The sequence below is a fragment of the Gimesia maris genome (genome assembly GCF_008298035.1).
GTDB classification, from domain to species: Bacteria; Planctomycetota; Planctomycetia; order Planctomycetales; family Planctomycetaceae; genus Gimesia; species Gimesia maris.
Map to the genome: position 1 here is coordinate 6,200,001 of NZ_CP042910.1, position 13,246 is coordinate 6,213,246.

Here is a 13,246-nt window from a genome sequence, read left to right on the forward strand (position 1 = left end):
GATACACGCTGTAAATGATTTGAAACCTTGCCATCAAGTTCCGGAACGGAAAAAGAGCAGCCACGCTAAAGCTGTGATACCATAAATTACCAGCATCATTATCATTCTGACAAATGCCACACCGAGAGCACGTAAATAACTCGTGGGCAACAGAAACGAAAACACAGCAGAGGTTGTAAAAAAACTGACCACAGCACAGATAATGCGGATCTTTGGCAGAAATTCCACCAATGCTGATTCAGGAGATGTTTTTTGCGCAGTGGCCAGTATGGCGTAGATCCCCCCAATCACGAAATTTATGAAGGCAGCGACCAGCAGCATGCCCATGGCAGAGGTTGTGGTCGGTTCGGGAATCGGATGAATTTGCCGTTCAGCAGCTTCTGAAACTCTCTCTTTCGCAAAAGCAAACCGATTCAGGAGGCTGACGGCAATTCGTAAGACCATGGCATTGATCCACAAACCAACCACCAGTAATATCACTAAAGCAACCAAAGCGATGCCTGGGCCGCCCAATTCTTCTATCACGCCTGACATTCGATGCATCCTCAAAATGGATTCCAGTTGACCACCAACAATCTAAATCTGCGGCGCAACACCCTGAATGGCACATAACAAAAACTCACACGGAATTTCTTTGGCAGCTACTAATCCACAGGTCCTACAATGCTGCCCCAATTTCGTGAAATATAACTGAAACCTTTGCTTAAAGATCAGGTATGTTCGTGATTTCCAACAGAATTAAAGTCTGGTCTCCACTGCTCTTCCTGTCAGTATAATGAAGAAATAAAGACAGCGGAACCAACTCATTTCCCGATACTTCAATCACTTATTTAAGCCGCTCCCGTTGCCATTACCACAAGTAAAAAAAGCAGACCAATCACAATGGCCAGAGCAAGAGCAATCAGATACTGACAGAGCACGACTCCCATCGCTCGCTTGAAAGTGGTGGGAAGCATTGAAGAAAGGATCGCTGAGAAAATTACAAACGAGACCGGCAAAGACACCAGGTTTAAAAGCATCTCCCCCCCGCGATCAACGCCCTCTGGTCCGTCCTGAATCATACCAGTAGCGACACCAATCGCTCCAATCAGGAAGCTAAAGATGGCATTGGCAATCGTTGATAACAATAGCATTCCCATCCCATTCAGCATGCTTGGCTCTGGAACTCTGTAGCGACTGTCTTCGTCAAAGCCGGCAAACTTGTTGAATAAGCTGACAGAAGCACGCAGAATCACCGCTCCGATCAGCAAACCGATGGGGAGTACAACCACCAGCAAACAGAGTATCACTGCCACTGGATTCGCAGCCCCTAACACTAACATTGACGAATCAAACATCTACCTCTCCTGTATGCGCAGAAATATCCTCAGAAGCAGTCACAATTGTCTACATGACCCTTAAGTACACATACAAGATTACTAAGTCAACAATATAAATTGATTTACATACATTATTCCGTAATTGCTTTTCTTCTAATAGAAGCTATCACAAGTTATTTCCACGCCGGGTTTTAGTTGTACTTCACCTTTTTCGTGCTAACATAAATAGAAATTGATACACTGCTCTGATTCATAAATCTAAGGGCATGGAAGAATGAGGCGAATCTGGCCGCAGGGTGTATGCTCAGAATTCCAGAAGACACTGCGATTCAATCGACGCGGCTTTTTGAAAGCGGGTGGTTTAGGACTCACTGGTCTGTCACTCCCGGAACTCCTGCGTCATGATGCGCACGCTGGTCCCGCCGCCAGAAAAGAGAATTCAGTCATCATTCTCTGGATGCGGGGCGGCCCCTCACAGCATGAAACCTGGGACCCCAAACCTAACGCTCCTGCCGAATTTCGTGGCGATTTCGGAGCGATCAGAACCTCAGTACCCGGGATTGAAATTGTCGACCTGATGCCACGCTGTGCGCAGATCATGGAGAAATGGTCCATCATCCGCAGCCTGCATCACACCAACGCGGGACATTCCGCCGGCGATCAGATCCTGTTTACCGGCCATCCCCCGGGAACGGATCCCACCATCAATGTGCACCCCAGCTGTGGCTCCATCGTTTCAGAGCAACTCGGCTATCTGACTCCTGAGCTTCCCCCGTATGTCATGATTCCCCGTCAGGTCCCCGGCACCGATTCCGCTTACCTCGGCGTCGCCCACAAGCCATTCGAAACGTTAGCCGATCCGGCTAATGATGGTCCATTTACCCTGCAGAACTTTTCGCTCGTCGAAGGCATCAACGACAATCGTTTTGCTCGGCGGAAAGACCTGCTCAAAGGCTTTGATCATTTTCGTAAGGACCTGGATCGTTCCGGACAACTCACGGCAATCAGTCAGTTTCAACAACAGGCATTTGGAATCCTGAGTTCTGACAAGGCGCGAAAGGCATTCGACCTGGATGCTGAACGAGAAAGCACAAGGGAACGATATGGCTTCATTCCCCGTTACGATCCTATGGATCCCACGCGCTGCAGTGCCAGCGCCTTTTCACAGCGGATGCTCTTAGGCCGCCGTCTGGTGGAAGCGGGCGTGAGACTCGTTACCGTCGACTGTCGCTGGTGGGATACCCACGTCAAAGGTTTCGACTCAATGCGAAACGGATTCCTGCCTCGCTGGGATCAGGCTTATTCCGCGTTGATCGAAGACCTCGATCAGCGTAGTCTGCTGGAAACGACACTCGTCGTGGCCTGGGGCGAATTTGGTCGCACTCCCCGTGTCAATAAGAATGCAGGCCGCGACCATTACCCGAATGTGTTCAGCGCCGCAATTGCAGGGGGACCGTTAAAAGGAGGTCGGGTGGTGGGATCATCGGATTCCAAAGGCGCATTCCCGAAAGATAATCCCAAAACGCCACAGGATGTGCTCGCTACAATTTACCAGCACCTGGGAATTGATACTGAGAAGCATTATCTGGATCATTCGGGACGCCCGATTATCACACTCCCCTTTGGAGAACCATTACACGAGTTGGCATAATAATCTCACCAGTTTCAACTTCTATTCATACAAACTCTTCAAAACAAGCGCTATCACACCTAATATCAAGAGAAACATGAACCGAATCACAAAATCGATGGCAACAATTGAGTTGGCGTTAGCGGAATTAATAGGCCAGCACATTGAGAGGACTTTGCTATATGTAAAGAATGCCAGCACGACACTCGAAACGGCCAGCAAAATGTAATACCCCTGACTATTTTTTCCAGAATAGAAAGTCATATCAGCTACGGGAATCAAAATGAACGCAGCTAATATGAGCACTGCTTGAATACTCAGTGTTACGATCAATGAGATCCAAATTGCATTGGGTAAAGTGGGAAACTTGATCTTTTGTGTTTCTTCAGCTGCTGCTTCATTAAACATGCTGATTGCTTTTCTCAATATCATCGCTGAGATCGGCACTGCAATCAGGGACAAAAACAAATCCACGGCTATCAGTCCCGGGATTGATTCGAAATCTCCTAACGAAGCGATTTGATCTGCAAATACGATTTTCATTTTTCCCTCACTATGAAGCCTGTTTTTTGACTGACGCCTTAGTGAAAAAGATTACACCAAACCAGCAGAAACCTCAACCAGGACGAGATAAATGAACACGCGGCAAGTATGACGCATCATGAATTGTAAGATGTAGGGGCATCAGGATTACAGATGCTTGTAATTCCTAGAAAAAATCGCGGACTGCTACGAGTTCTACTCGTCGTCCACACGATTGATCAGCGCGTTGTAATCTTTGAGGCAGCGTTCCACCAGTTCCTTCAGCTCTTTGAACTCGGCCTGATTGGCATGGGAAGAGGTGACGAGAGGCTGCATCCAACCCTGCATCAGATCGAACTGTGTTTCCAGTACATTCAGCAGAGAGCGGGGAATTTTATTCACGACCGTAATTCTGTCATCGGGTGTAGAAGCGGATGCCTCTCCCGCTTGAGCAGACTCAGACTGTGCCGATCGCGTTTTGATAGACTGCTCGAACATTGTAGTCACATCTTTGGTTCCGGTCGTCAAAGCCGCCTGAATTGCGTGCAGGCTTTCTGCCAGATGCTGGAACCGTTCTGCAAAATCTTTAGCATACAAATCCAGATTTGAATCCTTCTCAGCCGTGAGTCGACCGATGCCGGCATTCATACTTTCGCGTATGTCCTGCAGTCCCTCGACCACATTCGCCAGCTGCAGAATCGCCTGGGCCATGCGGTCCTCGCCACCGACGCTCTTGAGCTGCTGATTTTTCCGGAATGACTTTTTGATTGCATTCCAGCGCTCTAACTCAGCCTCGGATAAGATGCCCATCAGTTCCTTGAACTTCAGCAGGTTGGCTTCTGCGTCCGAGGTTAAAGTCTGAACGTCATTTTCGTAGTTGGAGACAATCAATGTCTCCAGCTCTTTATCATTCATCACCGAAAATACTTTTTCGGCGATGCGGTTCATGTTACGGTATGAGCCCTGCAGCTTGAACGCCGGTTCCGTACGGTAATCATCCGACTGGGCCGCCGAGCGGATATACTCGCGGTTCACGCTCAAAATGACATCGCGCACGCGAATCAGTTTTTTCATGGTGGAAACCATCTCGTTGAGTTCTTCCACCGAGTAGTTCCCTTCCAGGTCACCCCGTTCGCCGGCCCCATCCTCGGCCATCTGGATGATCGTGTAGATATCTTTCTGGCTGCGTGAAGAAAGTTGATTGAGCACGGGATTCGAGGTAATGCAGTTCTCCAGGTAGCTCATTTCGAATGCATCCGCATGCTCGCCGATCACTTCACCCAGGTTATAGATGTCTGCACGGTTGGAGAGCATGTCCGGGATCTGAAACTTTTCGCCACTCTCCGTATAGGGATTGCCTGCCATCACAACGGCGACTTTGCGTCCGCGTAAATCGTAGGTGCGGGTCTCTCCTTTATAAACACCTTCAATTTTTCGCTGGGCATCACAGAGTGAAATAAACTTCTGCAGAAATTCCGGGTTACAGTGCTGAATGTCATCCAGATAGATCATGACGTTATCCCCCATCTCGAGCGACAGGTTTAACTTCTTGACCTCTTCCCGTGCCCCGGCATTCGGTGCCGCTGCCGGATCGAGTGATGTCACCTGATGTCCGAGTGCGGGCCCGTTGATCTTCATGAAGATGATCCCCAGACGATTGGCGATGTATTCCATCAATGTGGTTTTACCGTATCCGGGAGGAGAGACCAGCATCAACAGCCCCATCCGGTCGGTCCGTTTATTTTCGCCTGCTTCCCCCATCTGCTTGGCCAGGTTATCTCCAATCACGGGCAGATAGACTTCATCCAGCAGTCGATTCCGGACAAATGATGTCAGTACACGGGGGCGAAATTCATCGAGCCGCATGGCATCTCGCGACTGGTCGACAATCTCTTTCTTGAGAGACAGGTACGATTCAAACCGTGGCACATTCACAGATTGAAACTCAGCCAGCCGCTTCGAGTAGCGATTAAAGTTCAGATGGTATTCGCCACTCCGGATGCGTGCATGTGATCCTGAAAGACCAGAGATCTGTTCGGTCACAATCGCGTCAATCAGCCGGCTACGATCCAGTTTGGCATCAAGCAGCAGCAATGCGACTTCGTCCAGATAATCGAAATCTTCTTCGGAATCAAGATAATCCAGATAGGCCTGAACCCAATCGCGCGCCAGTAGAAACCAGTTGATCGGATTCTCCCTGGTGGAAGACAGGCTGTCTGTGAGCTGACTGGCGGCGTTGTTGTGTTTCAGATATTTTTCGAAATCCTGATACAGATCAGCAGCCCGTTTGCTGATCACAAATGTAGAGCCATGTACCAGTTCCTGAAACAGATACTCGGCTGCTTCGCTGACCAGTGTCTGATCGAGGCAGGAAACCTGCAATACAAACTGGGAAAGCTGCTGCCTGAGTTCGTTGATATAATACTGCTGCTGGCCGGTGCGAGGAAAAACCTGCATCACACTGCCAAATCCGGACAATTTCGTTGCAAACAGTGTCTTTATTTCCGGATCACAAAAGTAGCTCCAGTACAGACCGGCCAGTGCCCGGGCAGCAGACTGGTATCGCAGGAGTCCCAATGCAGGTTTGATTTTCAACAGAGATTTCAGAAGCAGCAATGCATCCTGATCGTGGACCCCCTTGATGTAGCCTTCGGTATAGCGAGGTCCCATAAACTTCTGAATGCAGGCCAGCAATTCTTCATCGGATAATTTGGACAGCGATAGCAGGGACTGATCAGGATCGGCTTCTACCGATTTCAGCAGGCAGTAGGTTAAATATTCAACGCGGTATACATCCTTGTTCTCTGAGACCACTTCCTGATCCCAGACTTCCCTGGTAGCCAGCAGACGCTCGTCTTCGATTTCTTCGAAGAAATTGGTACCCGTTAAATGTAACTGTAGGCTGTCATCACGAAAAACGGTAGTTAAATCAAGCGCCTGGCGATTCACCGTAAACTGACGGTTCCCCAGCTTGATGATATTTTCGCCGTCGACGAACAGTTCCTGCTTGTCTTTCAGCTGCCGAACGGTGTCTTCGCGAATACTTTTCAGGCGGCCCTGAATATCATCAACCTTGACAGTATCCTGCAGCTCACCCAGCTGGCGTACAATGTCCCGAACTTTATCGATCATCAGGTCCGAAGCAAAATAGCCGTTGATCTCATTGATCGTTTTCAGCTGTTCCGCGCGACTGCGAATACCAGTCAGTATGCGATCGGCTGATTTTGCCAGTGAATTGGCCCGCTTATTCCGGCTTTCCACAATCGCCAGCTTGCGTGATTCAAAAGCAGCGTAGATTTCTTCCCGTTTTTCAGTCAGCTGTTCAACAAATTCATCGAACTCAGCAAAACGACCTTCCAGTTCCTCCACCTGAATCATCAGTTTGGTAAGGAAGTCATCACATTTTTCGGGTGAGTCACAGACATCAAGATAGTTCACCACGCCCTGATTCAGCAGCTTCATCTGCGCATTGAATTCGGCCACACCTTCGACCGACATCAGATCTTTAATGCGACGTTTGAGGGCAGCACGGGACTGGTTGATTTTAGAAAAATTCGTGGAAATATTATCAATAATCGCGGTGCGTTGAGTAGTATCTTCGACTTTCAGATTACTGACAATCTCAATCAGCATCTCCAGCTCTTTTGAACTGGCTTCGATCTCTTCTTCCACCTTCCGCGCATCGGCTACTTTCTCGACCAGATCTATCTGTTCGGTCGCAGCCACTATCCGTTCTGCATACGGTTTGAGCGCGTCTTCCCGCATCAGGAAAGAAACGCAGCGAGTTGCCAGCTTCTCGTTCTTCTCACTGACACTTTTTTCCAGCTTGTCGACCAGGCCCTGATCAACATACCGCAGATCGCGCAGCGAGATAACATCGCCTCGCAGACTCCTCAAACTGGCCAGGCTCTGCACAAAGTCATCGATTTTGTCAAATCGACGATGGTCAATGTCTGTTAAAGTTTTTTTAGTCTGCTTTTCAACTTCAACTGTTTTCTGTTTTGTGTTCTGACGAAGCTGCAGAACCTTTTCGTACTCGGTGACAGCAGCTTCAGCGGCGCGTTTGATCTCGAGTACGACCTCACCCAGTGCAAAAGTGTCTTCCTGATTGATCCAGAAGTAGGAATCGAGGACATCGCTGGTGACTTTTACCAGATCCACATACAGATTTTCGTAAGCGTCTTTACGATTAATTAAGCCCAGCAGTTCATGGCATTCCGCCATGCCCCGCACGATATCTTTATTCCCGATTTTATTGAGGTAAGAATCCTGCTTATGGGGAACCTGAAATGAATCGCTGATATAAGGCGTCTGCCAGAGCTGCAGTGTATGGTGTTTTTGTGGTTCATCCTGACCGGAAAAACAGATCAGCTCTCCCCCCTCGAACCGGGTAAATCCATGACAGATCATAGGTGTGTCGAGTTTCTGTTCGATCAGATTGTATTGCAGCAAGACATAGGCCCCCTGCTCTGGCTGACAAAACACATACAGAAAATCTTCACCGTTGGGAGACGCAATTCGTTCCTGGTAGAGCATGTCCTGCAGATCAGTTTCGAATGTTTTCGATTCACCATTCTGCAGATAATAACCATTTGAAAACACCAGACCATGATCATCGGGAAGCAGAATACAGGCATCTTTAATGGAATCGAGACGTTGCGCTTTCTGCAGCTTTTCGTTGTAAATGAAGTAGCGGTACTTTGTTTCTTTATAGGGTTTGATTTTTAACAGAATCAGGGAACCGATGAGGGCATAAAAGATTTCCGCATCATCCAAAATCTGGTCCGGATCGTCGACCGGTTCTGAATAAATGCCTTCACCGGTTTCGGTGTTATTTTCAATCTTGATGGTCAGATCGCCGCCCACGGTTTCGACGAATAATCGGTCATCGATTGAGATATGTGGATGCAGTCCCGCGAAGTGCAGATCACGATGGGTACGCGTCCATTCAAATTCCTGCTGCGCGGGATACTGAACTTCATGATCACTGCGGTTATCAACATAAACCAGTTGATCGCCCTGGAAAGCCCACTTGAAAGATTTGAAATCCTTAGGACCATCTCCCACTTTAAACAGCATATACAAAAAAGGGCCCTTCACGAAAAACTTCGCAAAAGTGGCCTTTTTGTAGTAGCGGTAGATGTCTTTGAAATCTTTTTCGAACGCAGCATTACGAATCAGATCCAGAGGCAGCGCGTGATAGGTACCTTCTTTGAATTCATAAACGGCGAAGACATCGCCGAGACTGATTTCGGTCTTCAGACCAAAATTGACATTATAGCCGAACAGGAAACGAGTCCCGACAGCCAGCATGTCGCGGGGAACACAGTTATGTTCGGTTGTAATGCGATCACTGCCGATCAACCGGGTTTCAATTGAACCAAAAACTTCTTTGCGAAGCTCGTTCAGTTTTCCCAGGCGGGTCTGCAGTTCTTTCCCGTGTCCTTTGAGTCGATTTTGAATAATTTCGTAGGTACTGCTCTCCAGGGCAATGCTATCCGCATTACTTTCTGCAGTCTCTTCTGAATTATTTTTCGTATCGGCCATTAGACGGTGTCCAGTTTTACTACAGCGTCTCCAGATCCTTTTGGACCGAGCAGAATAGATTGAGAGACGCTATGGTGAAATACGAGGCGCTCTAGAACCTATTTTCCGGGAAACACGCTTTACGGATAATTTTTGCAGACGAAAGAACCGACTTCAATCGGCGTTCTCTCCAGAACGTTTATTTCCCGGAAAGAGACAGCCGACTGAACGACGTTTCTGATGCAGAAAGTGAAGTATTACTTCTCGACTTTCGCTTTCATGAAGGAAGACACTTTTTTATCCGCAATCCCGAGGTTTTTCACAGTCGCGAGCAGACGATTCAGCGTCGACCGATCTTCTTCCCCTTCAGCCTGAACCAGCATCTGGGAAATCAGAGCGGCTATTGAGAGGTTCTTGACATCTTCGAATGACATGCCAAACCGGGTAATAAAGGTCTGCAGCTGATCTTCGAAGTAGTCAGGGTTCCCGTTAAAAAACGTATTCTTAATGTCCGTCAGAGTTTCACTGTTGTGAACAAAACGATCGATCGACTTACCACTCTTGATAGAGTCCACAATCTTATCGAAGAATGTTGTTTCGCCTCCCACGATATCGATGCGGGCTGATTTCAACGCTTCACCCACGATACCAGCCTGAGCCTCTGCGATCTCCTGCTGTGCAGCGATGGCAGCCAGTTCGATTTCCTTGTCTTTGTTGAGGCGGATTTTGAATTCTTCGTGATCTCGTCCCACACCATCGAAGAGTTTCATTGCCTTGGCTTTGTCGACAATTCCAGTTGCTTCCGAGCTGTACTTGAGCTGCATGACCTTGGCTTCCGCAGTTCCGGTCTTTTCAGTGGCTTCCGCCTTGGCGATCATAACGTTGGCTTCGGCCTGACCTGTCTTTTCGGTCGCAGTGGCTTTGGCAATCATGACCTGGGCATCAGCCAATCCAATGGCAGCGCCGTCGGCCGTCTTGGCTTCCGCCATGACTTTGATGGCATCCGATTTCTTCTCTGTGGCTGTTTTCTCTGCTTCCGCTTCAATGACCACTTTTTCAGCCAGCAGCTCAGCAGACGATTTCTGAGCTTCTGCAGCTTTGACTTCTTTGACCAGATTTTCCTGGGCTTCCATCTCCGCTTTGGTGACGGTGACCTGCTTCAGACGATCTGCGGTTGCAAATTCGTGAGTATCCTTGATCCGTTCTTCCTCTTCGACAACGGCTCGTTCCACGATGACACGTTCCCGAATCACTTCCTGGATATTGCGTTTTTCAACTTCGATAGCTTTATCTTTGTCAATCTCAGCCAGTCCGACAACGCGGGCACGTTCGGTGACTTCAAGCAGTCGGTCTTTTTCGACCCGTTCATTTTCGACCGCTTCCGTTCGTTGTTTGCTCTTTTCGGCAACAATGACCTGACGCAGCTTATTCTCTTCCGCGATGGCCAGTTCCTCATCGGTGCGAATCCGGGCGGTCTCTGCTTTCAACCGCTCTTCGTGTTCCACGCGACGTGCTTCCGCATGTTCACGGGCAGTTAACGAAGCGATTTCACGTGTCTGTTTCTCGACTGCTTCCACACGCTGACGTTCCAGTTCCAGAATGGTTTCCTGAGCTTCCACGTCCTGCTTCTTAATCGTTTTTTCTTTTTCCCGGGTAATATGGTTCGACAGGACGTGCTCGCGGGCCGTCAGATCGGTGATCTTCTTGATCCCCTCGGCGTCGAGAATGTTCGTGGGACTCAGTTTTTCCAGAGGTGTCTGTTCCAGGTAATCAATGGCACAGTCGTCCAGCACGTAGCCGTTCAGGTCGGTCCCGATGATCTTCAGAATCTCTTCTTTGAACTTATCCCGTTCGTTATACAGTTCGACGAAGTCGAAATGCTTCCCGACGGTCTTCAAAGCTTCGGAAAACTTGGCATCAAATAACTCAATGAGTGCATCACGGCTGGATGCTCTTTTACACCCCAGAGACTGGGCGACATTTCGGATATCGTTCGCTGTATTATTAACACGAACAAAAAAAGCAACTTCGATATCCGCACGGATATTGTCCCGGCAGATCAGTCCGACTTCGCCTTTGCGGGCAATTTCAATTCGCTTGACCGAGAGATCCATCTGGTCGGCTCGATGCAGAACCGGGATCACAAAAATCCCTTCGCCGTTAGCCACCTTTAAATTACCCACACCTGTCCGCACCAGGGCTTCTTCCGGGCCTACTTTGCGGTAAAAGCGGGAAACCGCGACAGCAAAACCGACAACAAAGACTCCGATAATGAGGCCCGCGACAACCACTGACTCACTGAGAAAGTCGACCCCCAACAGAAATGCTGCGGGAAGTTGAAATGCCGATATGGACATGATGTTATGACTCCTGGCTAATTTTTACGACGTAAAATACCTGTTTTTCCGAGTTATAGTCTGCTAGCCGAACCAGATCTCCCTTCTGGATCGTTTCGTCTTCCGCACGTATATGTAGTTTTAACGGGGCTCCCTCAGTTTCCAGCTCTCCCTGGCCAAAGCGGTCAGTCACCGTGGTACTGGTAACGACACACGACTTCCCTAACAAAGTCTCAACCTGGTTAGGGGGTGTAAACTGGAAATATCCTTTAAACGGTTGAGTGACCAGTTTAGTGACTACCAGGCTGATCCCCAGATTTCGCAGTAATAATGGCAGATAGTCCAGCCATGTATTGATCTCTACTTTGGAATCGAAATTCACTGAGAGCATCCACATACTCAGTGAAAATATACTCAACCAGAGCATTACCGGTACTTCACCAATATTCAAAAAACGTAAACCGATAAACCCAAAATCAAGAAAAGAAGTGCCCTCTGTACCGATTTCAAAATCCAGATCAAAATCTAAAAAATCTAATTCCATGAATCCCAGTATGACACAGATCCAGTACAGCAGGCAGACTGCCAGCAGAACCGTTGCCGGCAGGGTGGGCCATTCCAGACTGACTTTGATAATTTCAGGCACCGAATACTCCCGGACCTCGGGATGATGGAAAAAATTGAAAGGTTACAAGTGACTCAAGCAGCGATGAAAACAATTCAACGTGTACGGTTCATCAAGTATGTACCTTGAAAATCAACCTGCAGCTATAAGAACGGGAATTTGATTCACAGGATCAAGAAAACCTGCGAAACCGGCAGATTTTTTCCCGATATCGTAATCGTTAGCAAAAAGGGAATTGTGCAGAGAGCATTCAATATGCGGCAATCGGCTGAGCAAAACGGGAAATATATCCTCGTGAGGCAATATTTTCTCAAGATTCCGATTACAGCCGACTGGGATTTCTGGAAGAGCAGACGTAAAAAAACCACCTGTTGTAACGATTATGTTCAACAGGTGGCTTCGTTTGAATATAGGGTTTGCAGTCGGAGTTAAGCCTGAGCCTGCTCCTGCTGAAGTTCAATTGGAGGAGCTGCCATCACGTGGTAACCGGAATCCACGTGATGATTCTCACCGGAGACTCCGCTGGACAGATCGCTGAGCAGATACATGCCGGCTTTGCCAACATCGTCCGGCGTGATGTTTTTGCGGAGTGGCGACATCGTCTGATACAGTTTCATCATCAGATCGAATTCACCGACAGCCGAGGAACTGAGTGTCTTCAACGGACCGGCACTCAGGCTGTTGACGCGGATACCCTGTGGTCCCAGCTCGTTTGCCAGGTACATCACCGAGTTCTCCAGAGCCGACTTGCAGATCCCCATTACATTGTAACCGGGGATCACTTTTTCGCCGCCGAGATAACTCAGAGTCAGAATGCTGCCACCTGGCTTCAAAATATCTTTGGCGCGATTGGCGACCGCCAGCAGACTGTAGACGCTGATTTCCATCGAGAGCTTGAAGCCATCGCGGCTCACATTATAAACGGGGCCTTTCAGGTCATCCATCGGGGCATAGGCAATCGAGTGTAACACGAAATCGATCTCACCATATTCCGCTTTGACAGTTTCAAAAACCTTATCCAGGTCTTCGTCCTTGGTCACATCACAGGGAATCATGATCTTGGCGCCCTTTGGCTCGACCAGCTTTCGCAGACGACGCTCCATACGAGGACGCTCAGGATCTTTATCCGGAAGGTGAGTGAAAGCAATTTCAGCGCCTTCGTCATAAAGCTTTTCAGTGATGGCCCATGCAATTGAATGGTCATTCGCGATGCCCAAAACCAGACCTTTTTTGCCTTCAAAAAGACCCATGTGTGTTACTCCGTAAATATGATGAAATCCAGGAGGAT

8 protein-coding genes are annotated in these 13,246 nt (G+C 48.5%); 1 reads left to right on the forward strand and 7 read right to left on the reverse strand.

What is annotated here, in order from left to right; all coding sequences use genetic code 11:
- Window positions 1–33: 33 nt before the first annotated feature.
- Both GmarT_RS22935 and GmarT_RS22940 read right to left on the reverse strand, forming a co-directional pair.
- Complete coding sequence (locus tag GmarT_RS22935; protein ID WP_044239918.1) at window positions 34–534, reverse strand: hypothetical protein; 501 nt, start codon at window positions 532–534, stop codon at window positions 34–36.
- 296 nt (window positions 535–830) lie between these two features.
- A complete protein-coding gene (locus GmarT_RS22940; protein ID WP_002648827.1) occupies window positions 831–1,337 on the reverse strand; it encodes a hypothetical protein in 507 nt (168 codons plus the stop codon).
- A 256-nt stretch (window positions 1,338–1,593) separates the two neighbouring features.
- On the opposite strand from GmarT_RS22940, the gene GmarT_RS22945 reads away from it, so the two are divergent.
- Window positions 1,594–2,970 carry a DUF1501 domain-containing protein gene (locus tag GmarT_RS22945; protein WP_002648826.1) on the forward strand — a complete coding sequence of 459 codons (1,377 nt, stop codon included), beginning with the start codon at window positions 1,594–1,596 and terminating at the stop codon, window positions 2,968–2,970.
- Window positions 2,971–2,991: 21 nt separating this feature from the next.
- On the opposite strand, the gene GmarT_RS22950 is transcribed toward GmarT_RS22945, so the two are convergent.
- The 5 genes from GmarT_RS22950 to GmarT_RS22970 all read right to left on the reverse strand — a co-directional run bounded on the left by GmarT_RS22950 (window position 2,992) and on the right by GmarT_RS22970 (window position 13,208).
- On the reverse strand, window positions 2,992–3,492 hold the full coding sequence (locus tag GmarT_RS22950) for a hypothetical protein (protein WP_044239916.1): 501 nt from the start codon (window positions 3,490–3,492) through the stop codon (window positions 2,992–2,994).
- A gap of 195 nt (window positions 3,493–3,687) precedes the next feature.
- Entirely contained in the window at window positions 3,688–9,018 is a 5,331-nt protein-coding gene (locus tag GmarT_RS30505) for a DNA repair ATPase (protein ID WP_002648823.1), read from the reverse strand.
- Window positions 9,019–9,254: 236 nt separating this feature from the next.
- Window positions 9,255–11,354: a flotillin family protein gene (locus GmarT_RS22960; RefSeq protein ID WP_002648822.1), complete on the reverse strand. Its 2,100-nt coding sequence runs from the start codon at window positions 11,352–11,354 to the stop codon at window positions 9,255–9,257.
- Between the two features lie 4 nt (window positions 11,355–11,358).
- Window positions 11,359–11,979: a hypothetical protein gene (locus tag GmarT_RS22965; RefSeq protein WP_002648821.1), complete on the reverse strand. Its 621-nt coding sequence runs from the start codon at window positions 11,977–11,979 to the stop codon at window positions 11,359–11,361.
- Window positions 11,980–12,386: 407 nt separating this feature from the next.
- Window positions 12,387–13,208 (reverse strand): enoyl-ACP reductase FabI, encoded by an 822-nt coding sequence (locus GmarT_RS22970; protein ID WP_002648819.1) that lies wholly within the window; start codon window positions 13,206–13,208, stop codon window positions 12,387–12,389.
- Window positions 13,209–13,246 lie beyond the last annotated feature (38 nt).